The organism is bacterium (assembly GCA_022763185.1).
Taxonomy (GTDB): Bacteria; Bdellovibrionota_G; JALEGL01; order JALEGL01; family JALEGL01; genus JALEGL01.
This window is the reverse complement of sequence record JALEGL010000004.1, coordinates 46,401-67,642: the sequence shown is the minus strand read 5'-3', so window position 1 is coordinate 67,642 and position 21,242 is coordinate 46,401. Positions and strand designations below refer to the sequence as shown.

Here is a 21,242-nt window from a genome sequence, read left to right as displayed (position 1 = left end):
AAAAAGTATGGAAAAAGTAATCAGTGATATTGAACAGGCAACACCTTCGGAAGTAAGTGAGATTCCATTGGACAATATCATTATGTGTCCACCTCATTACTTTAATGTGATTGATGTAAAAAATGTACACATGCAAGGTCAAATTGGCAATGTTGATCAGAGTAAGGCACAGCTACAATGGAATGCGATGAAACAAGCCGTTATTGATGAAGGTTATGTTGTGTATGAAATAGAGCCCATAGAAAACCTAGAAGACATGGTGTTTGCCGCTAATCCAGCATTTGTTGGTAGAAACAGCAAAGGTGAAAAAATAGGCTTACTGTCCAATATGAAGCACGCTTCAAGAAAAAAAGAAGTCAAAAGCTATGGACAATGGTTTGAAAAGCATGGCTATCAGGTTAGAACACTATCCAGTACAAACTATAACTTTGAAGGTAATGGAGATGCTTTATGGCACCCAGAGAAGCGTATGATCTGGGGCGGTTATGGTTTTAGAACCCAGTGGGAAGTCTATGATGAAATTTCAAAAATATACGACGCGCCAGTGTGTAGGGTTAATTTACAAAATCCGCATTTTTATCATTTAGATACCTGTTTTTGTCCATTGAACTCAGAGAGTGTGTTGTATTATCCCCATGCCTTTGATGAGGAAGGTATTCATTTAATCAGACATTATTTTAAAGATCCTATAGAGGTTGATCAAAAAGAAGCGCAACATAATTTTGCATGCAACAGCTTGGTTTTAGGAAAAAGTGTATTCATCCAAAAAGGTAGTCCTAAAACAGTAGCTGCACTTAAAGAAAGAAACTTTAAAACTATAGAGCTTGATACATCTGAATTTATGAAGTCTGGTGGCAGTGTGTTTTGCATGAAATTGCAAGTGTATTAAGAAGGCATAAAAGTTTTATAGGCATAGATGAAGGCAAAAAAAGCGCAAAACAAAAGCAATTTTTTTTTACTTCTACTCTAGAAATAAAACTATCTTGGTCTTATGGCATCACCATTGACCGATTGAATGGTAAGCAAAATCAAGTAGGTCTTGTGTGGCCTAAGTTTTTGGATATATTCAGAAAAAGATTAACTTGAAAAGTGGTTGAGTTTAACTCTTATATCTTCTTCAGGCTCATTAATTTTTAAGGGTAAGCCTAATACAGCCCAATCTGGTTTAAATGAAGCATCTTCACTGCGTAAAATCTTGGTTTTAATTTGTAAGTCTTTATGTTGATTAACAATAGAAAATGATAACAACAAGGTGTCACCAGGAATTTTTAAGGTTGATAGGTTAAGAAAAATTTTATGATCACGAATTTTTTCAAGAACAAACTGTTTGGCTTGTTGTTGCGTATCAAAAGAAACCAAAATTTTCCTGGTATTAAAACCATGTTTCTTGCGTTCATTAAGAATCATTTTTGTGGCTGAAGCATTCGATTCTTGGGTATCCATCATTTCAATCTTATAGATGTATTCTAACCAATACATGTACGCTTGTGGATCAATCTCTAAAAACTGTATGCCAATAGAGTGAATCGCCTGGTCTTGAGTGCTGCGTACAACACGGGCTGTAATTGTTACGGTTTTTTTATGAGGAGGTAAGACGGTTTTAAGCTTGATGATTGTACCCATAGTTAAAGGCTCTGAGCCTTGGAGAAGCATGCCATGGTGACTGACATTGAGGCTTTCAAATTTAAATTGACTCGGGTGATTAACGACAACGGGCAGCTTTGCTGATATGCGTGAGCTGGCAAATTTTCTAAGTTCTAAAAGTTTTTTTCGTTGATCGTCTGACATACTATTTAAAATAAAAGTTGGATGGATAAGGGATGGTCATGATGTATTAAAACTAAAGCGGCATAAAATCCTATTATCCCGCTTTAGTGAAAGATAGCACTATAAGTCTTGTGCTTTTAAAGTGGTACGTTTGTTGCCTTTTGCTCTTTTACAAGCTTCTTCAATCAACGCCTTTACTTTGTCATTCAATGCTGGAAGCAATTCTGATGATGTCATGCATTCTTTAGATTTAATCAATTCTCTAACTTTACTTCCTACAATAAGATCTGTATTGGCCATGTGGACTCCTTTTTTACTAAAAATTATAGATTTCAATCACATTCTAAGTGACATTAAAAAAGAGATTAACCAGCTTTACGGCGACTAGCAAAGAATTTCATCAAATTTTTTAGGTTTTTTGTTAGATGAAGAAAAATACAAATAAAGTTCTATTTATTTGCAACTGAATAGTTTAGATTAGATCATGCGTTCATTAAGAACAGGTAAGAATTTAATGAACCCATATCCTTAGAACTGAGAATTTTGTGTCGCGTCTAAAAATATGGTATATAAATCATGTAAGAATATTCAACACTTAAGGCAAGCTTGGTTTTGGCATGGTTTATGCTTATTTGCTTAAGTAACGATTAGGAATGACTTAGGAGAATGTATGTCAACAATTGAAAAGAGAAGAGAAAATAGAAACAGTGGTGAGTCACTGGTTTGCTTTGAGGGCGATAACTTTTCTATTTTTTCAAAATTACATGATTTTAGTGACCATGGTGCATTTATAGCCACCCATTATTTATTGGACCCAGGCACACAAGTGACTTTATCTTTTATTGATGGTCGTCTAAAAGACAAAAAACGCAGTGCCAAAGTTGTTCATTCTAGTGCAGCAAAACTGATTGATGGTAAGCCAATTGTGGGTTTAGGCTTAGAGTTTGTTGGAGAAGCTTAACAAAGCCTGATATAAATAATTAAGAAGAAAATGTCTAAAAAAGCCTCCCATGCATGATGCACGGGGGGCTTTTTAAGTTTATAAGTTTAAGTTTGAACAAAAATTGAAGATCTCTTTCCACTCTTGTTTGGAAAGTTTAAACTTAATTCTTTTAAAGTCATGCTCAAAAAGTCTCTTGATGGTTTGGGGTAGTGTAAAAATATCCTCTTGCTGAGGATTTTCATTGACCCTAGAGTGAGCATGGTTGGCTATAAATGAAAGCTCAGGAATTAAAAGCTGTTGTAACCATGATTTTATAGCTCTATTTTTTACATGCACCTGGTAGCGTGGATTTAGGTTGAGTCCAGGTTGCCAAGTTTGTAAAAGCTTTAAAAAACTTTCAGGATAGTCTTGGGGGTTAAGTTGTAAGAGCCAATGTTGGAAAACACTATGAATAGAGGTGTTACGCAGGTAAAAAAGTTTGGCAAACTTTTTTTGATTGAGTCGTACATGGTTTTTATCACGCGATAAAATATCATGCCGTTTGAATAAGGCAACCGTCCACCTAAATGTTTTATTGGGGTTGATCTGTTTATCTTCATGAAAAAAGTGATCGATTAAACGGTTGTAGTCTTGGCGCAAGTAGTCGAGGTGAATGGGTTCATTCAAATCTTTAGAGTAAAAAAGTTGTTTGAATAAAGCACTGGCCAAAATAAAGCCGCGTGAACAAGAGGTGACACTGGCAATATCACGCAATATATCTTTAGCCAGCAACTGAATATTGGCTTTTTCAATGTTTTGATTAGAGAAAAATTTTTGTGCAGAAATACCTTCATGAAAATGTAAGCGCACGCGGCCACACTGTTTAAGAATTTTTGCAAAAGACCAAATAAAATTAAAAATATTCTCTTTCTTTTTTTTAGCGCCTGCTAGCTGATGCGTGATCTCAGTGAGTTCAGGTATATAGTCATAATTGATGCTCACCGGCACAAAAACAATATCATTATCTTTTTCAAGGGCTTGTAATTGATACGTTAAAATCCCTAATTTTGGATCAAGAAGTTTTCCGGTCCGTGAGCGGCCACCTTCAAAGAAAACGGCTTGTGGTATTTTTTCAACAACCAAATAGCGGAGGTACTGAGACAATAAAAAAGCATAGTGTTTGTTGGTTCCTATACTGCGTCTAATAAAAAAAGCACCAAGGCGACTTAAAATAGGGCCAACAGGAAAAAAGGATAAATTAATGCCGGCGGCAGTGTGAGGCGGGAAAAAAGAGTGTTTATACAATGATATGGATAAGAGTAAATAGTCGATATGGCTTTTATGGTTGGGAATATAAACAACAGAACTATTGGTTAAATTTTTGCGTAAACCAGGGGCATTGACAAATTTTATTTCCATGGGCCTAAAAATTTTAAGGCAAAATAACTTTACCGTTAAGTAGGCAAGCGCACCAAGAACGTGATGAAAAGAGCCAATCATGTCATTGAGAATTTGACTGATTTGAGATTGTTTGAGTTTGTTTTCTATGTTTTCATTTTCATAGTAGCTTTTTTGTAAACCAGCTTTGATGGTTTGAGATTTTTGCAAGCCTGGGCCGCAAACAGATCGGATCATTTTTTGTTTGTTGATGTTTAAAGACTGCTCTGTAGAGCTGGGTAAGATTTTTACAAAAGAGATATAAATTTTAAAGTGGACAAGTCTACCCAATATATTTGAACCAATATAAAAGAGGATTGCTTGTAACAAACTCAAGTTTTCAATATGGATATAGTTATCGTAGCTAAAAACATTGCAACTATACAGATAACGGTTATTTTTTTGACTAGCAAGCAAGTCAAAATCCGTTATAAAATGAATATGATTAACAGGGATTTTAAACTGTTTAATCAAGCAACGTTCAATAATCTTGCGTAAAAGCGCGGGATTGCTTTGTGTTAAAACAAAAGTGTACTTTTTTTGTGGGTCAATATAAAAATCATCCAAATATACCGCAACGGTATTGGTATGAATAATGAGGTATTGTTTGACTCTATTAAGAAAATCCTTGTTCATCTTAACCTCAGTTTTCACTATCTTATACGCAAAGATAAAACAAGTTTACTTAAAGTTGGATAAAATAGGATAAGATATAAATAATTTATGTTATGCTGTGCATGAATAATTAAATATCACTTAAATCAAGTGATTTAAAAACAAGGTGTTTTAAGAAATACAATCATGAACAAACCTGCCGGATTACTAAAAAAAGATCGCGTGTACATGGTTGCGTGTAGCAGTCCATTTGAGCAAAAAAACTTTAAACGTGCAAAACAATTTTTGTCTGATGCAGGTTTAAAAGTAACGTATTCAAGAAGTCTATTTGCTAAGCGCTATTATTTGGCAGGTACTGATAAGCAACGTTTGCAGGCTATGGAGCAGGCTTTAAAAGATAAAAAAGCTAAAGCCATCTTTTTTGCTAGAGGCGGTTATGGCTGTACAAGAATTTTACCTTTTAGCATTGATAAAACGTGGTCTGATAAAATTATTATGGGTTTGAGCGATGTAACACCTTTGTTGAACTGGTATGCTTTAAAGAAAAAATGTCAAACCATTCATGGACCCGTATTGTGTGGAGCGCAGTTCAATAACTTAAGCTTGAGGCAAAAAAATCATATCCTGGGATTGCTTTCTTATCCTGCAAAGCAACAAGTTTTACAGATTGAGAAAGATTATAAAGTTCATAAAGTTAAAACAGCAAAAGCCAGAGTTCTTGGGGGTAATTTAAGCATGCTGTGCAGCAGCGTGGGTACAGCCTATGCGGTTAAACCTAAAAATACATTTATTTTTTTAGAGGAAGTCAATGAGCCTGCATACAGGGTAGATAGGATGTTAACCCAATTATTCCAGGTTGGTTTTTTTGATGAGTGTAAGGCTATTTTTTTAGGAGACTTTACGGATCCTAATAGTGATTTTCATGCCAATGCCTGGTTACTGGCTTTGATCAAAGATTTAATGAAGAAACAAAAGCTTAATGTTCCTATTGTGTATGGTTTAAAGAGTGGTCATGTCCATGCTGATGTCTTGTGGCCCATTGGTGGCTGGGTAGAGATTTTAAAAAATGGTAAACAAATCGTAATTGATAGCTTGGTGAAATAACATGCAAGCCTTAAGTGATCGAGTTGAGCAAGCTATTAAAGATCAGCTGTTTACAGCCTGTGCTTTTGCTGTTTTTGACCAACACAGCAGCCAAAAATATTACCATGGCTACCATAGCCAAGAAAAAATAACAGCAGTTGGAGAGAAAAGTCTTTTTGACTTAGCATCTTTGACCAAGGTTTTGGCCACCGGATCTTTTTTAGCAGACTGCATTGATAAAAAAATATTAAAGCCTCATCAAATGCTTAGTTTTCAGAACAAAGCAGAACAGTATAGTTTGCAAGATTTAATGACCCATCAGGCTGGCTTTTCAGCTTGGCTTGATTTTAGAATTTTATGTGAAGGCGATTTATCGAGACTTAAAAAAAATATAGTTCATTTAAAGCCCGAGCTAGATGCTGGAAAAAAAAGCATTTATTCCGATGTTGGCTTTATTGTTATGATGCATTTGCTGGAAGAAAAACTGGGGGAAAGTTGGCCCAAAATCATCCAAAGTTTTTTAAATTCAGAGTCTGCCTTTTCAAATTTATTTTTTGCTCAAAATAATGGGCAGCTCAAAAAAGCGGAGCATAATTTTGTGGCAACAGAAAACTATCTGCACCGCCCCAGTTTTGGCTATGTTCATGATGAAAATTGTTATTTTATGGGAGGCATCAGCAGCCATGCAGGTCTGTTTGGAACACTCCCAGCCTGTATTAAAGCAGGACAAGCTTGGTTAAGTGCAATCAAAGGCAATTCAGATTGGTTAAGTCAAGAAACAGCCCAAATGATGACGGCACCTATAAAGGCGCAAGATGGAACAGTTAGAGCCATGTGCTGGGATAAACCCAGTGATCAGGGACATGGATCAACTGCAGGACAATATATTTCAAGCCAGGGCTTTGGCCATTTAGGCTATACTGGAACCTCGATTTGGATTGATCCAAAAAAAAACCAAGGCATCATCATCTTAGCCAACAGAGTTCACCCCAAAGACAATCATATAGATGAATTCCGCCAATTTAGAAAAGACATGCACAATATGATATGGGCAAAAGATTAAAATTGAAATAAAGGTGAGGTTTTATATTAGTTTTCGCAAAGGGTGAGAAAATAAAAACAACGGTTTTTATTTTCGAGGGAAAAGCGTTTTTCCCTTTAATAAACAGAAGAGCGAAGCGGGTGGAAAGACATGCACAATATGATATGGGCAAAAGATTAAATTTAAAGTGCAGGAAGTTGATTTTAAAGTTATCCACAGGAATGTACCCATAGGTATGACATACCTATGGGTACATAGAAAAGGATGTTATGGAAAATAAAACGGTATATTTAATGGGTATAGGTGGTATGGGTATGGTTGCTTTGGCCGGTTTGTTTAAAGCCAAAGGCTGGCAGGTGACCGGTTCCGATAAAGGAGAAATTTACCCTCCAGCCAGCACAGAGCTTCAGCATTTAGGCATTAAAGCTATTGCTGGCTATGATGCTAAGAATATTACAAAAGATTTGGATTTGGTGATTGTCGGCAATGTGATCAGCAAAGGTCATCCAGAATATGAGCGTGTTTTAGAACTCAAAATTCCATACACATCCATGGCTCAAGCTTTAGGGGAATATTTTGTGCAAGATAAATCATCGGTGGTGATTTGTGGAACCCATGGCAAAACCACAACGGCATCTTTGATGGCCTATATTCTTAATCAATTGGGTGAAGATCCTGGCTTTTTTATTGGCGGCATTCCACACCAATTTAAACAAGGCTATCAATTGGGACAGGGACACTATTTTGTTCTTGAAGGAGATGAGTATGATACCGCCTGTTTTGAAAAAACACCCAAGTTTTTGCACTACAAAACTCAGCACTTGCTGTTGACCAGCATTGAGTTTGATCATGCTGATATCTATGAATCTTTGGCTCAAATCAAAGATCAATTTAGAAAATTATTTGAACAAATTTCAGATAACAAAGCCATGGTTGTCTGTGGGGATGATCAAAATATTCGGATGCTGATGCAAGAGTATCCGGATAAAACATTTATCACTTATGGTGAAAGAGAAAGCAATCATTGGTCTATTAAAAATTACACCTATCAAGGCGATGGCATTTTCAGTTATGGGGTTTATAAACAAGATGAAAAACTAGCGATAATTAAAACCAAAATGATGGGCAAGCATAATGCCATTAATGCTCTGGGTTGCTTGGCGGTCTGTGAATCTATGGGTTTAGAGCTTGAAAAGGTGGTAGAGTCCATTGGCAGTTTTGAGGGGGTAACCCGCAGACAGCAGCATCTGTCATCCCAAGGCCAAGTGCATATTTATGACGACTTTGCACATCATCCAACGGCGGTAGAAAAAACCCTAGCTGCGTTTAAGCCCATAGCTCAAAAAAATGGTGGTAAGCTCTGGGCTTTGTTTGAGCCGCGTTCCAATACTTCTAGAAGAAACACCTTTCAAAACGATTGGCCAATAGCGTTTAAAGATGCAGATGTGGTGTTGATGACCAAAGTGTATGAAAAAGCTGATGGATTGCAAGATAAACTGGATGTACAACAATTAAAAACAGACTTAGAAAAACAAGGAAAGACCGTTTATTTGCCGCAAAACAAAGAGGAACTGGTGCAGCAGGTCACGAGTCATGTCAATGCAGGTGACACTCTCTTGTTTATGTCCAATGGTGATTTTGGTCATGCAAGGGAAGCCGTGGTTGAACATTATCAATCTTAGGGAGATATCAATGTTTACAATTTTAGTGGTTGTTCGAAAAAAACAAAACATCAGTACAGAAGAGTTCCGCAGAGTCTGGAAAGAAGAGTATGGTCCGTTTTACGCTAAAATGCCAGAGGTTAAATCTTACAAGCAGTATCACCTTACAGACAGATGAAAAGATGATGCAGAAGATCCTATTGATGGAGTGACCATTTTAAGTTTTGATTCGGAAGAAGCAATGAAACAAGCCTTTAGCACAGAGCTTTACAAAGAAGCTGCAAAAGTTAGAGAAAGTATCATGCGCGAAACAGCTGTTGGGGTGCATGTCACCTCCATTGATGAATTGGTGACAATCGTTTAGTACACAAGTACCCAAAGGTAGCCGGTTACTTTAGGTACTAAATTTTCTCAATACGGAATAAAATTTCTTTTTGTTTGGATATTGAAAAATATAACGTCTTAAAGCTCTCCTAATAACTTCTTGCTCTTTTTCTAATAAAAAATCATTTAGCCATAATAGTTTATCTTTTATTTTCATTGGAATCACATGGTTTAATTGGCAGAAATCTTCATCATATAAATATTTGGGTATATTATTATTTTTTAAGAACTGTATTGTCGACCAAGGATAAGTTTCAATTTTATCTGACAAAAATGCTCTTGTTGGGTTTTGATAAATATATTTGTAAGCATTTGCATGATAAATTTCATCTTGGATGCTACACCACTTGTACCTTCCACCAAACACACGATTAATTCTTCCAGCACGATAATTGATTTTTTTGCTCAATTCTCGGACCCAGTAGTTCATTATCTGGTCTATATTTTTTAAAGGTGTACTCATCAAAATATGGTAATGGTTTGGCATCAATACAAATGTATGCAACTTCGCCTCATACTCTTGATGTACCTTTTCAAACAAATAGGTAGAAATATCCCAAACCACATCCAATGGAACATAGAAATGCTCTTTATTATTTGACCTACCAAAAATGTGATACGGATACACGGATGACTTGATAAGTGGTTTTCTTGGCATAGCCTTAAACTTATGCAAAGCTCTTACCAAAAAGGTACCCAAAGTAACCGGCTACCTTTGGGTATTTTAAGATTTAAGATTTAAGGCTTCATTGTGATACCAAAGGAAACCTTCTAAAGTTTTTCCAGGGGATGGAATCATCCAGTGTGGGGTGTTGGGTGCAATGGTGACCAGTGTATTGGGGCTTACTTCTATAGTAGTTCTCCATTAACCACTTTGCCTTTGCCTGCAATTACAAAGAAAGATTCGTAGGTCTTGTGCGTGTGGCTTTTGCCTTCATGTTCAAAGATTAAATGTTCAATGTGCGGTTTGCCATGACGTCGAGCCAGAACATCGATTTTTCCAAAGAAAACGTCTTTCATAATTGAGCTTTAGAATAAACGTTTATGATTGATCAAAAGATCTTTGAGTTCATCAAAGCGTTCTAAAACTTTACCGCTGCCTAGAACTACACAAGACAAAGGATCTTGCGCAATTTTAGCAGGTAAGCCAGTCTCTTGCTCTATCAGAACATCAATGTTTTTAATCAGGGCGCCGCCGCCGGTTAAGACAATGCCTTTGTCATGAATATCAGAGGCCAGCTCAGGCGGTGTTTTTTCTAGAGCAATTTTGATGGCGTCAATGATGGAACGCACCGGCTCTTGCAAAGTTTCACGAATTTCAGTTGAAGAGAATTTTATGACTCTTGGAACACCGCGCACCAAATCACGGCCTTTGATTTCCATGTAATGTTCTTCTTCAGAAGGGGCCAATTCACCCAATTCCATTTTAATACGTTCAGCCGTACGGTCACCAATCAGCACAGAATATTTTCTTTTGGTGTAGTTGATGATGGCTTCATCCATTTTATCACCGGCAATACGTACGGATTTGGCAAATACAATTCCACTTAAAGAAATTACTGCCACTTCAGTTGTTCCACCACCAATATCCACCACCATGTTACCGGACGCTTCTTTGATGGGCATGTCTGAACCAATGGCTGCGGCAACTGGTTCTTCAATAAGATATACTTCTCTTGCTCCAGCAGAAAGGGCAGACTCTTCTACAGCTCTGCGTTCTACATCGGTCACACCAGAAGGAATGCAAATAATAATTCTGGGTCTAACCAGGCTCTTACGTTGATGGGCTTTTTCTATAAAATATTTGAGCATGGCTTCGGTGGTAGCAAAGTCAGCAATAACCCCATCTTTGATGGGCCGAATGGTTTCTATGTATTGTGGGGTTCTTCCCACCATTTCTTTGGCCTCTTGACCAACCGCAATGACCTCTTTTTGATCGGTATCGTTGTTTTTAACGGCAACAACCGAAGGTTCATTGATGATAATGCCACGGCCAGGTTGATAAACCAAAATATTGGCGGTTCCTAAATCAATGGCCAAGTCAGAAGAAAATAAACCAGCTAAACTTTTAAACACGTACACATTCCTCAATAAAGTTCATTATTTGCCTAAGCTATCACGTATTTCATTTACTGTAAAAAACAAGGCTAGACAAACTAATGCTGGTTTTTGTGCGATTATAAAATGTTTGTTTGGAGATAGATTTTTGTATTTGACACTGATGACGCTTTACATTAGTGGTTCTTTGTATGCACATATTGGGGAAATGGTGTTTGGTTTTTACTTTCATATTATCTTTGGCTAAGGCAAAGGATAATGCAGAGCTTGCAGGATATATTGGAGAAGCCACCTGTGGGATAAAAGTAGATAGGCTGTTAAATCCAGACTTGATTCCTTTCAATCAACTGCAAGAGTTGTTTGATAACAACATGAAAATAACCAATCGTCTTAGAATGATGAAGCCAAAGCCGTCATATGCTCAATGCATAGCAGCCTTACAAAGACAATGTGTGGATCTAAAAACATCACTGTACTATGTTTCTTTTAGTAGCGGTCTAATGTTAGGGGAAGCTAAGATTTTTGATTATTTTTGTTTTGAAGATGATCCTAATAATCTAGCCCCATCATTGGATCCAAGCCCATCGTATGATCCAAAGTATGATTTTGATGATTTTTACAATCCAAACTTCAGTGATGTTCCATGGACTGATCCAGTTTATACACCAAGCTATCCACGAATAAAAGTACCAGAATTAGACTGGACCATGAATTATATTAAGGAACACTGGCAAGAGTTTACCTTGGGCTTGGTTTTGGCCATTCTGGCAGCAGTGACGGTCTATTTTGGCGGCAATGCCTTTTTAGCATTTATTACCGGAGGAGCCAGTCTACCCAGTTTAGGAGCTACAGCGCCTATTTTAGCAGCTGTTTTGGTGGCGATTTTGATGAAACATGGGCATTTAAAAAACCTACCCAGTGATGTTCCTACTGCATCAGTAGACGGTTTGATATTTGAATTGGATGAAAAAAACAATCAATTGTGTTTTAGTGGCAGTGTCAATCAGCAGCAAATCAAAGCCAGTTGTGTTAATATGAATGACTTACACACACTTTATTTTGAAATTTCACAATACATGGATTTCAAACAAAATAGTATAGTGGGTGACTAGCTATTGAGAAACAGTAGCAATTGCAAAGTCTGTTCATATAAGTTGAAAAAGTTTTATGTATTTTAGGTGAGATGCAACAGCTATAAGATATCTTATGGAAACTTTTGCTTGTTTCTGTTGTAGCTGCGGTGGTATTGATGTTAACTCCGGCAAGTGCTTTGGCCGGCTTAGTGCAGTTAGCAGCAGTAGCACTATTGATTATTTCAGTGGCCGGAGCAAGCGGAATCAATTTTGATCAAAACAAATTAAATCCAAGCTTCAAAGATGGCCCATAAGCCTTTTTAGGTTTTGACTATGATGTTGATAATCAACTGATTAAAAACAATAAAGAGTAAGTTTTGGGTACAGTCAGTATAAAGTGTCAATTATAAGGTAATGGTACAGCAGTAGATCGTTATGAAATCTTTTTTAAGGCTGAGAAACAGCAAGTTATATTTAAGTTTTATAAAAACAAGAAAGCAGTAATCAGTAAGTGCTGGGCTATAAAAAGCCCAGCCAGTTAAAAAGGTATAAAGATTTATAAGGCTTCTTTACGTTGAACCAATAGTTTTTTTACGGTTTGGATATCTTGATTGTCACGGGTAACAATGCTGACATAGTTGTTACCAGGATCAAGCGGTACACTGGTTGAAAAACGGTGTTCTTTACCTGGTTTTTCAAAGCTGTCATAATGCACTTTTTTAGCATTGACCAAAATATAATAATCTTTAATGCTTTGGTCATCGTGCATTTTGCCCGATAAACTTAAAAATTTACCTTGTTTTTCTTGGTGAAACTGTTCTAGGTTGTCCAAAGTTATTGTGGGTGGAACATAAGAAGTTTTACCTTTTTTAATTTTTTGCGCATTGAAAACTACACGATCACTTCTAAAAATATTGTTTTCAAAATCATTGATGTTTAGACTCAGTTTAATTTCTTTTGCATTAAACGGTTTTTTGGCTTGAATACCTAAAGATAAGGTTTGGTTTTGTTTACCATGAAGCTGTTTAATAGAGCTATGGCCTTTATTGACTTTTAGGTCTGAGCCATCAGCAGCTTGAATGGATATAGAACTTTGCTCTGAATTTTTTTCACCCAAATTTTTTATTTTGATAAAGATATTGGCTTTTTCCTGAGCTTCCATTTTATTGTTTTTATTTTGATCAACCATCCATAACTCATAAGCAAACTTAGGAGCCGTTGGCTTTTCATTAATTTTGACAAAAAATGTCTGATCAAACAAATGTTTGTTGTCATCCAGGTTGAAAGATAAGTTAACTTTTGCAAGGCCCATAAACATGGCTTTTGGAATCTCAAGCTCAATGGTTTTGGAGACTTCTTGTCCAGCAGATATTTTACCAAACAATATTTCTTGGGCATCAAAGAAAAACTGTTCTGACTCAGTTTCTACCCAAGCACGGTGATAATCGCATTTTGATGGGTTTTTAAGGGTGACGTGTAATTTTGCTTTTTCTCCAGCATGAATAGTATTGTCTTTGGCATTAAGATAAGCATTGATTATGGGTGCGGCTTTACAGTTTTTGCTTGAACCGTTCCAATTGATATTGTTTTTAGCCAACTTGTTTTCTATCAATTGATTTTGTTTTTGATTGGCTTCTTCGGCAACATCTTTGGCCGTGTTGAGCATGGGTTTTAAGTTGCCGGAGGATGTTTTCTCAATGATTTTACGAGCCAGACTGACTTGAAAGTCTTGTAAGACTTTTTCTCTACGTTTGCTTTTACTGTCTCCCAGTGTTTGACGAGTCGCCAAGAAACCATCTTCATCTAAGCTTTCTAAATAGCGCACGTTGTACTTGGCCAAAGTCTTGTTTTTGTCACGTTTTTCAACGGAATTGGGATTGTCTAAGTGACCATCTAGGCTTGCTTCACCATAATCTTTTTGACTAGGGTAGATATTGGTAACGTCCTTGGTTAAAAAGACGCTGTGTAAGGCCACATGGGGGGTGATTCCAAGACCTTGAATTGATACTTCTCCAGGGGTTAAATACTGAGCAATGGTTAATTTTAAAGCAGAGTCTTGGGGTAAATCAAACAAACGCTGAACACTGCCTTTTCCAAAAGTTGTGTCACCAATGATTAGGGCTCTGTCTTTTAAAGCCCCTGCCACAATCTCTGAAGCGCTAGCGCTGCCCTCATCAACCAAAATAACCATAGGATAATTGTTTTCGGTATGGCGTGCTTGGGCGCGTTCTTTTTGATTAACGGTGTTGTTTAAACCAACGGTAGAAACAATAACACCAGACTTTAAAAACATGTCAGAAATTTTAACGGCTTGATCAAAAATACCGCCAGGGTTGCCGCGCAGATCCAAGATTAAACCTTTAAACTCTCCAGCTTCTTTGTGCATGGCTTTGAGTTGCTTTTTTGCACTGCTGGCAGTATCTTGTTGAAAACTTTTAATGCGCATGTAAGCCACATTGTTGGGCAGTAGATCAGACTCAACTGCTACAATAGCAATAGTATCACGTTTAAGCGTAAACTCCTTTTCCTTTTCCCATGTACTGCGAGCTACGGCAATTTTGACTTTTGTGCCTTTGGGGCCGCGCATGCGCTTGACAGCTTCATTAAGAATCATGTTCTTTGTGCTTTCATTGCCTATTTTAGTGATGTGATCGCCTGATTTTAAGCCGGCTTTACTGGCGGGACTGCCTTCAACCGGGCTGATGATGGTTAGTTTTCTGTCTCTGATGCCAATCACAATGCCTAAGCCACCAAATTCGCCAGATGTGCCTACCAACATTTCTTGATAAATATCTTTAGAAAGATACAAGCTGTGTGGATCAAGTGTGCTTAAACAAGCATTAAGAGCGATGGCTTCCAGCTGATTGGCAGTGACCGCTGTTTTCATGTTTTCATGAATAAATACGAGCACTTTAGACAGCGTTTGATGTAAAGCGTGAAAATGTTTAACTTTGGTACTGATGGTTTGGCGTTTTTTGCTGACGATCAATTCTGCTTTGTTGCTTTGCGGGAATAAAACTTGAACTTCTGGAATATTGGCACTTAAGTCTTTTAAGGCTTCTTCTAACATTTTTTGTTGTGAAACGCGTTTGGGGTCAACGTAAGCGGTATCAATATAGAAAAATGTCTTGGCGGTTTTATCCAAACTGACCAAAGGGTTGGATTGGCTAAGATGGTTAGAAATAGAGTAGCTGGCCGGAACAAATTGAATGATCCAATGTTTAAAATCCTGACTTTTTTGAATATAAATACCCAGGGCTAAAATACAGGCTGAAGCTAAAATAAGCTTGTTTTTGTGCATATAAACTTTCCTTAAAATTTTTTTGAACATATTTAGACTCTAAATTTGAGTATACCATGATATTTTAAAGAAGGAATGCTTGACAGCAATTTAACAAAAATATATGACATCAAAACCACATGCGGGAGTAGCTCAGTGGTAGAGCATCACGTTGCCAACGTGAGGGTCGAGGGTTCAAATCCCTTCTCCCGCTCCAAATTTTATGTTTATCCCGAAGGGATAAAAGTAAAATTTGTTTCAGCATAAAGAATATTGGACATAATCTCTGGTTGCTAGAATAAAAAAAGGATTGCTTTTTTTATTCTGATGCTTGTAGTTTCGCCGAGGAGGCGAAACGGAAAGTGCAAATCCCTTCTCCCGCTCCATTGTCTTTTGTCTTTACAGGAGCAAAACGCTTTACCCCTCTTGACAAAGACGCGGTCTTTGTCAATTCATAAAGCTGTACTTGTGAAGAGCAAGGTTTTACCTTGCGATGATCTAGTACTAACTTATGCTGCATCCATTGCGGCACCCATTTGCGGTCAACATCGATATAAAATCTAGTTTCCATGGCAAAAAACGAAACTTGACCCAGCAAGTTTTCTGAAGAAGCAAAGTGAGTCGCACAAATTCCTTGTTTGTTCCGCACTGCTATTTTTTTGCAGTGGGGCTCACGCCCCCCCCTCAAAAACAAAAAGCGTGGTTTTTTAGATATTCTTGTGAGGAATGAACTAGAATATCTTATGCAAAGCTGTTTTCTCACCTCCGTGCCTTCAGGCATACATCATTAAACTTAAAACTATTTGTAAAAGTTTGTCCCGTCGGGAGAAAAGAGTAAGGCTTGTTTCAAGATTAAGAAATAGTAGACATAATCTCCGGGTAAAGGTGAAGTTATCTTTAATACAACGTTTTTAGTGCAAGACACTTTTAAGCAAGTAAGAGGTGTAAAGTATATAGCAGCTTAGCAACACGAAACCTTTTGTCCGCCCAATTTTTCCATGTTTTTTAAAACCATAGCCGAATAAAAATAGGGATAAGGTTAAAGCCATCATGACACTAGCGTCACGATAAACTACAGCACTGTCTAAGTTAAAGGGATGAATGCTGCCGGCAATACCAACAACCGCCAAAGTATTAAACAAATTAGATCCCAACACGTTACCCAATACCATGTCTGGCTCGCCCTTTTTTGCAGCGGCGACCGATGCTGCCAATTCTGGTAAGGATGTCCCCATGGCCACCACAGTTAAACCAATAATGACATCGGAGACTTCAAAAAACTTAGCAATGCCTACAGCTCCCCAAACCAAAGCCCGTGAACTTAAGAGTAAAACAACAATCCCTAAAATTAAGCTTAAAACAGTTGATGATAACGGTTTATTTAAAGAGCTTAAATCGTCTTGTACGTTTTGAGCAAAGGTATCCTCTTTTGTATTTAAGCCTTGGTATAGGGTCCAGGTCATGAGAGAGGCAAAGGCTATTAAAATAATAAGGGCATCTTGACGATCAAGTGAAAAATCAGACAAAAGAAAAACCACCATAAAACTGAGCACGCTTAATATGGGCAGTTCTTTTTTTAAAATTTTGGAGTCGACCACAATAGGAGAGCAAATAGCCGTAAAGCCAATGATCAAAGCTATATTGGTAATGTTTGAGCCAAAGGCATTGCCAATGGCCAAGCCAGGATTGCCTTCTAAAGACGAGATGGCAGAAACCACCATTTCTGGAGCAGAGGTGCCAAAGCCTATGATAAGCATGCCAATCAATAAGGGTGACATACCCAGATGTTTTGAAATAAGGGATGCATCATCCACAAAGCGATCTGCGCTCCAAATGAGCAGAACCAAACCCAAAACAAGAATGGCAATATACATTGTCATGTGGGCATTCATACCGTATCAGTGTGGATTAGGGTAAATTAAATTGATTTTTTGAGCAATAAAGGTATATCAGCATGTCTGAGGCGACGTACCCAAGTGGTAAGGGACTGGTTTGCAAAACCATTATTCATCGGTTCGAATCCGATCGTCGCCTCCAAAAAAACCTTTATCCCGTCAGGGGTAAAGGTTTTTTTGTTATGTGAGAGCCGGGATTTGGACATAAGATCCGGTTAGGAGGAACAAAAAGCACTGCTTTTTGTGACGGAATGCTGGGAGCTTCGCCGAAGAGGCGAAGCGAGACAGTGCGAATCCGATCGTCCCTCCATCCTTTTGTGGGGAAAAACGCTTTTCCCCAAAGAAAATAAAAAGCGTGGTTTTTATTTTCTTTCCCCCTTTGCGCGTTTCGCTTGCATAAAGCAAGCTCACGGAATTGTCTTTTTAAATAGTAAACATTTTGTTTTATAATTAAGGGGACAACTACCTTTTTTAATTAAGGTAGCTGTCCCGGTTTTTCACAGCTATTGCTTTTATGAAAAGTGTTACTATGTTTGTTTCTTAGAAAAGGAATAATAGAGAAATGAACACAAAAAAAATAAAAATGGCGTACAGTGTTGAAGACAGGCATTGGGTGGGTGATGGCTTTTATGTCCATGGTTTATTGCGGCCTACGGCAGAATTAAACCCATGGATCAGTCCCTTTATTTTAATGGATTATGCTTCACCGCATGCTTTTCCTGCCAGCGAAACACCTAAAGGTGTTGGAGAGCATCCTCACAGAGGCTTTGAAACCGTCACTTTGGCTTATCAAGGTGAGGTGGAGCATCGAGATTCATCTGGGGGTGGGGGTGTTATTAAAGAAGGCGATGTGCAGTGGATGACAGCGGGCTCCGGTGTTGTGCATGATGAGTTTCATTCCAAAGTATTTTCAAAAAAAGGTGGCATTTTTGAAATGGTGCAACTTTGGGTGAACCTTCCCAAAAAACATAAACTGACACCGGCCAAATATCAAAACATTGTGAGTCAAAATATTCCTAGCGTGGATTTAGGAAAAGCCACGCAAGCAAGAGTAATTGCCGGTGAACTTCAAGGAAAACAAGGTCCAGCACAGACCTTTACCCCCATTCAAATGTATGACCTTAAAAGTAAAAAGGCAGAAAACATTACAATTGAGCTGGCAGATAAAACAAATACGGTTCTATTGGTGATGGATGGGCATGTAGAGTTTGATAACAAACGTTATAGCAAGCAAAATATTATTATTTTTGAACAAGAAGGTCAGGCTCTAAATTTTACGACATCAGACAACTTTAAAGGTTTATTACTTAATGGTCAGCCTATTGATGAACCTGTGGTTGCGCATGGGCCTTTTGTGATGAATACAAAAGAAGAAATTTACCAAGCAATAGAAGACTATCAAAACGGAAAAATGGGGCAACTTTAATTTTTTTACAAGACTCAAGCATAAACTTGCCTGTGTAACTAGGGGCTTACAATGGTCAAAACATCGTTTGCTAATTGACAGACAAATTTTTATTAAATACAATAGTAGACATGATGGCTAAAAAAAATACATTTAACTTGCTTTTATCAATACTTATAATGTTAACTCTTGTTTACTGTGGAGGAAGTGATGATTCAGGCGGAGGTAGCTTTGGAAAGCCAGCGCAACCGGTTTTGAACCCATCTGGAGGTCAATTTTCAAACCCCATAGATGATAATGACCGCCTTTTTGTGACCATTACCAGTCAAAACGATGTTAGATATACGTCTTCTTTAAGTGGAGTACCTGAAGATCCAGAATGTGGTTCGGTAGGTATTGAATATGCAGGGCCTTTTCAGATTGGTGGGCCCAATGAAACAGTTCGTATTAAAGCAATTGCCTGTGAACAAGACAATTCCTCAGTTGTAACTTCTTCTGAGGAGTATGTTTTTGGTCCTTAAATATAAATTTTAGCTTGCAGAAAAAAATTGATTGGTGATAGTGAAAAATTCACGGTTGATTTGAAATAATATAAGGGGGAAAACATTATGTATAAAAGTAAGAATATAAAGAATTATGGTTTTTTAGCCGTATTGTTATTGGCTATGGTTTCATGTGGAGAAGGTGAGCCTGTTGCGGATCCTATTTTACATCCAAGGAGCATGGCACAAAACCCTTTTGTAGAAAGTCTGAACTTTAGAATTGTCAGTGGCTACAGCAAGGTGTTTTATACCTTTTCCATGGATGGACCAGCAGAAGAACCCAACTGTACAGACAGTGGTTTTGATTACGAGGGACCGTTTTTAATTGGCGGCCCAAATGAAACGGTCAGTATTAGAGCGATTGCCTGTGATGGAGATGACTCTTCTGAAGTTGTTGACCGGACCTATATTTTTGGTGAGCGTGATCAGTAATAATCTTTTTTTAAGCTAAGGCTTTAAATGAAACGAATGGCTTCTGTTGTTATAGGCAGAAGCCTTTTTTTTTGCTCTTTGGGTATGTTTTCTGTTCAAGGCAGGGTGTTGCATTTCTCTGAAACACGCGGCCATATTTAACTCATAGGCAAAATTTTTAGGATCTAGCTCGATCGCTTTTTTAAAGTAAGCTAAGGCTTGTTTATAATCACTCTGGCGTGCGTGCCATACGCCAATATTATTGTAAGCATCGCTGGAGTAGGGGTATTTTTTTGTGACTTGTTGCCAGGTAAAGATAGGATTGCGATAGATCTTATTTTGTTGATAGATGCTTAAGAACTGTGCGGTGGCATAAACAATAAGGACTGTATACAATAAAATGTGTTTAAGATTTTTGGGTTGTGAAAAACGACTTATTTTGGAATACATAAAATCTAAGCCGTATCCCCATAAAAGAGACAGAAAAATTAAGCTGGGATAAAGTCGCCACTCTCGGATTACTTCATTTTTTGGAATAATACTATTGGTAGGAAGAATCATTAGGATGAAACAAAACAATAACCAACCCAATAAAGACGAGCGTTTTTGGATGATCAAGAACAGCCAAAGAATTAAAAGGAAAATACCAAGCATGACTTGAGGATAGAAAGCTGAAGCATAAAAATAAAGGTCATGCACTAAGGCTGTTTGAAAAGGTAAAATATAAAATTTGATTAGAGTGTTAACATTGCCTAGTTGAGACAGTGCATAAACTTTTGGACCAACAACGGCTTTGGAAATATTGGGAATAATGTCCAAATAAAAAATGCCAACTAAAAAACATGTACAAAAAACAATCAGCGGCACAAAAAGGTAGAGTTTTTTATTAGAGGAGCTGTTGTAAAGATGAAACATAATGAGTACTGGAAAAACAATAAAGCTTTGTTTGCTTAAAAACATACACACAAACAAAACAAGAATACTCCAATAAACAAGGGTTGGCCGTATTGGATGTGTTTTTGTTCGACTCTGATAGGCATTGAAGAAATAGAGATTTAAAGCCAAAAGCATAAAAAGACTCCCCAAGGCATAAGGTCTACCATGAATTTGACTGACACATGCCGTGCTTAGAGGATGTAATGCAAAAAAAAGAGCGCTCCAAATAAAGTGTTTGATTCGAAGTTGTTGGGCCAGTAAAAACAGCAAAACAACATTGCAGGCATGGATAAAAAAATTACTCCAATGAAAACAAAAAGATGAGGGCCCACATAACATATGATTAAAATGGTAAGTGAGAAGGCTTAAAGGTTTGTAAAAAAGACTTTTAAAATTAAAATAAGACTGCCAAAAAAGAGAGGGATGAATTAGTTTAGGATTTTGTTCGATACTTGCGGGCTCATAGTATAAAAAAGGAATTTCACCGACCAAGATATAGGCTAAAAAACTTATTGCAATGATAAGAAAAAGATAGACCGTGTTTTTGCATATGTACTTCAACAGCCAAATCATGCCACTTTTTATCGTTTTGGAAAACTTTTAGTCGCTTTAAAAACAGATCTTATTGATTTCTAATAATCCTTGATGTTCACTTGCCAGATAGTACCTTGCTTAGTATAGTTCTCATCGGCATTGAGTCATAGAGCAATATATTTTATGTTAGAGCAGGC

Annotated in this window: 21 protein-coding genes and 2 tRNA genes; 13 read left to right on the top strand and 10 right to left on the bottom strand. The window is 37.4% G+C overall.

Features of this window, described 5'->3' with window-relative positions; translation table 11 throughout:
- Nucleotides 1-7 precede the first annotated feature (7 nt).
- The gene (locus MRY82_01545; GenBank protein MCI5071611.1) at nucleotides 8-889 is read left to right on the top strand and encodes an arginine deiminase-related protein; all 882 of its coding nucleotides are present in this window, start codon (nucleotides 8-10) and stop codon (nucleotides 887-889) included.
- A gap of 188 nt (nucleotides 890-1,077) precedes the next feature.
- On the opposite strand, the gene MRY82_01540 is transcribed toward MRY82_01545, so the two are convergent.
- Together MRY82_01540 and MRY82_01535 are read right to left on the bottom strand one after the other, a co-directional pair.
- Nucleotides 1,078-1,788 carry a PilZ domain-containing protein gene (locus tag MRY82_01540; GenBank protein MCI5071610.1) on the bottom strand — a complete coding sequence of 237 codons (711 nt, stop codon included), beginning with the start codon at nucleotides 1,786-1,788 and terminating at the stop codon, nucleotides 1,078-1,080.
- Nucleotides 1,789-1,887: 99 nt separating this feature from the next.
- Nucleotides 1,888-2,067: a hypothetical protein gene (locus tag MRY82_01535; protein ID MCI5071609.1), complete on the bottom strand. Its 180-nt coding sequence runs from the start codon at nucleotides 2,065-2,067 to the stop codon at nucleotides 1,888-1,890.
- Between the two features lie 370 nt (nucleotides 2,068-2,437).
- On the opposite strand from MRY82_01535, the gene MRY82_01530 reads away from it, so the two are divergent.
- Nucleotides 2,438-2,728 (top strand): PilZ domain-containing protein, encoded by a 291-nt coding sequence (locus tag MRY82_01530; protein ID MCI5071608.1) that lies wholly within the window; start codon nucleotides 2,438-2,440, stop codon nucleotides 2,726-2,728.
- Between the two features lie 78 nt (nucleotides 2,729-2,806).
- Here MRY82_01530 and MRY82_01525 read toward each other — a convergent pair whose 3' ends face one another.
- Nucleotides 2,807-4,762: a glycerol-3-phosphate acyltransferase gene (locus MRY82_01525; protein ID MCI5071607.1), complete on the bottom strand. Its 1,956-nt coding sequence runs from the start codon at nucleotides 4,760-4,762 to the stop codon at nucleotides 2,807-2,809.
- Between the two features lie 165 nt (nucleotides 4,763-4,927).
- Here MRY82_01525 and MRY82_01520 point away from each other — a divergent pair, with 165 nt between their 5' ends.
- The 4 genes from MRY82_01520 (at nucleotide 4,928) to MRY82_01505 (ending at nucleotide 8,705) form a co-directional block, all read left to right on the top strand.
- Nucleotides 4,928-5,845 carry an LD-carboxypeptidase gene (locus MRY82_01520; GenBank protein MCI5071606.1) on the top strand — a complete coding sequence of 306 codons (918 nt, stop codon included), beginning with the start codon at nucleotides 4,928-4,930 and terminating at the stop codon, nucleotides 5,843-5,845.
- A 1-nt stretch (nucleotide 5,846) separates the two neighbouring features.
- Nucleotides 5,847-6,887, top strand: a complete 1,041-nt coding sequence (locus tag MRY82_01515) for a serine hydrolase (protein MCI5071605.1) — start codon at nucleotides 5,847-5,849, stop codon at nucleotides 6,885-6,887.
- A 248-nt stretch (nucleotides 6,888-7,135) separates the two neighbouring features.
- The gene (gene murC, locus MRY82_01510) at nucleotides 7,136-8,548 is read left to right on the top strand and encodes a UDP-N-acetylmuramate--L-alanine ligase (GenBank protein MCI5071604.1); all 1,413 of its coding nucleotides are present in this window, start codon (nucleotides 7,136-7,138) and stop codon (nucleotides 8,546-8,548) included.
- Nucleotides 8,549-8,558: 10 nt separating this feature from the next.
- Nucleotides 8,559-8,705, top strand: a complete 147-nt coding sequence (locus tag MRY82_01505) for a hypothetical protein (protein ID MCI5071603.1) — start codon at nucleotides 8,559-8,561, stop codon at nucleotides 8,703-8,705.
- Between the two features lie 216 nt (nucleotides 8,706-8,921).
- Here MRY82_01505 and MRY82_01500 read toward each other — a convergent pair whose 3' ends face one another.
- The 3 genes from MRY82_01500 to MRY82_01490 all read right to left on the bottom strand — a co-directional run bounded on the left by MRY82_01500 (nucleotide 8,922) and on the right by MRY82_01490 (nucleotide 10,987).
- Nucleotides 8,922-9,569 carry a transposase gene (locus MRY82_01500; protein ID MCI5071602.1) on the bottom strand — a complete coding sequence of 216 codons (648 nt, stop codon included), beginning with the start codon at nucleotides 9,567-9,569 and terminating at the stop codon, nucleotides 8,922-8,924.
- A gap of 191 nt (nucleotides 9,570-9,760) precedes the next feature.
- A complete protein-coding gene (locus MRY82_01495; protein ID MCI5071601.1) occupies nucleotides 9,761-9,931 on the bottom strand; it encodes a hypothetical protein in 171 nt (56 codons plus the stop codon).
- 9 nt (nucleotides 9,932-9,940) lie between these two features.
- On the bottom strand, nucleotides 9,941-10,987 hold the full coding sequence (locus MRY82_01490) for a rod shape-determining protein (protein ID MCI5071600.1): 1,047 nt from the start codon (nucleotides 10,985-10,987) through the stop codon (nucleotides 9,941-9,943).
- Between the two features lie 173 nt (nucleotides 10,988-11,160).
- On the opposite strand from MRY82_01490, the gene MRY82_01485 reads away from it, so the two are divergent.
- Complete coding sequence (locus tag MRY82_01485) at nucleotides 11,161-12,081, top strand: hypothetical protein (GenBank protein ID MCI5071599.1); 921 nt, start codon at nucleotides 11,161-11,163, stop codon at nucleotides 12,079-12,081.
- Between the two features lie 104 nt (nucleotides 12,082-12,185).
- A complete protein-coding gene (locus MRY82_01480) occupies nucleotides 12,186-12,356 on the top strand; it encodes a hypothetical protein (GenBank protein ID MCI5071598.1) in 171 nt (56 codons plus the stop codon).
- Between the two features lie 242 nt (nucleotides 12,357-12,598).
- On the opposite strand, the gene MRY82_01475 is transcribed toward MRY82_01480, so the two are convergent.
- Nucleotides 12,599-15,343 carry a S41 family peptidase gene (locus tag MRY82_01475; protein ID MCI5071597.1) on the bottom strand — a complete coding sequence of 915 codons (2,745 nt, stop codon included), beginning with the start codon at nucleotides 15,341-15,343 and terminating at the stop codon, nucleotides 12,599-12,601.
- A 121-nt stretch (nucleotides 15,344-15,464) separates the two neighbouring features.
- Here MRY82_01475 and MRY82_01470 point away from each other — a divergent pair.
- Nucleotides 15,465-15,539 (top strand) — tRNA-Gly (locus tag MRY82_01470).
- A gap of 102 nt (nucleotides 15,540-15,641) precedes the next feature.
- Here MRY82_01470 and MRY82_01465 read toward each other — a convergent pair.
- A complete protein-coding gene (locus tag MRY82_01465) occupies nucleotides 15,642-16,103 on the bottom strand; it encodes a hypothetical protein (protein MCI5071596.1) in 462 nt (153 codons plus the stop codon).
- 130 nt (nucleotides 16,104-16,233) lie between these two features.
- On the bottom strand, nucleotides 16,234-17,202 hold the full coding sequence (locus MRY82_01460; protein ID MCI5071595.1) for a calcium/sodium antiporter: 969 nt from the start codon (nucleotides 17,200-17,202) through the stop codon (nucleotides 16,234-16,236).
- An 82-nt stretch (nucleotides 17,203-17,284) separates the two neighbouring features.
- Here MRY82_01460 and MRY82_01455 point away from each other — a divergent pair.
- The 4 genes from MRY82_01455 (at nucleotide 17,285) to MRY82_01440 (ending at nucleotide 19,596) form a co-directional block, all read left to right on the top strand.
- Nucleotides 17,285-17,359, top strand: a tRNA-Cys gene (locus MRY82_01455).
- Between the two features lie 420 nt (nucleotides 17,360-17,779).
- A complete protein-coding gene (locus MRY82_01450; protein ID MCI5071594.1) occupies nucleotides 17,780-18,643 on the top strand; it encodes a pirin family protein in 864 nt (287 codons plus the stop codon).
- 110 nt (nucleotides 18,644-18,753) lie between these two features.
- Nucleotides 18,754-19,143 carry a hypothetical protein gene (locus MRY82_01445; GenBank protein ID MCI5071593.1) on the top strand — a complete coding sequence of 130 codons (390 nt, stop codon included), beginning with the start codon at nucleotides 18,754-18,756 and terminating at the stop codon, nucleotides 19,141-19,143.
- 87 nt (nucleotides 19,144-19,230) lie between these two features.
- Entirely contained in the window at nucleotides 19,231-19,596 is a 366-nt protein-coding gene (locus MRY82_01440) for a hypothetical protein (protein MCI5071592.1), read from the top strand.
- A gap of 15 nt (nucleotides 19,597-19,611) precedes the next feature.
- Here the strand turns inward: MRY82_01440 and MRY82_01435 are convergent, their stop codons facing one another.
- Nucleotides 19,612-21,084 (bottom strand): tetratricopeptide repeat protein, encoded by a 1,473-nt coding sequence (locus MRY82_01435; GenBank protein MCI5071591.1) that lies wholly within the window; start codon nucleotides 21,082-21,084, stop codon nucleotides 19,612-19,614.
- Nucleotides 21,085-21,242 lie beyond the last annotated feature (158 nt).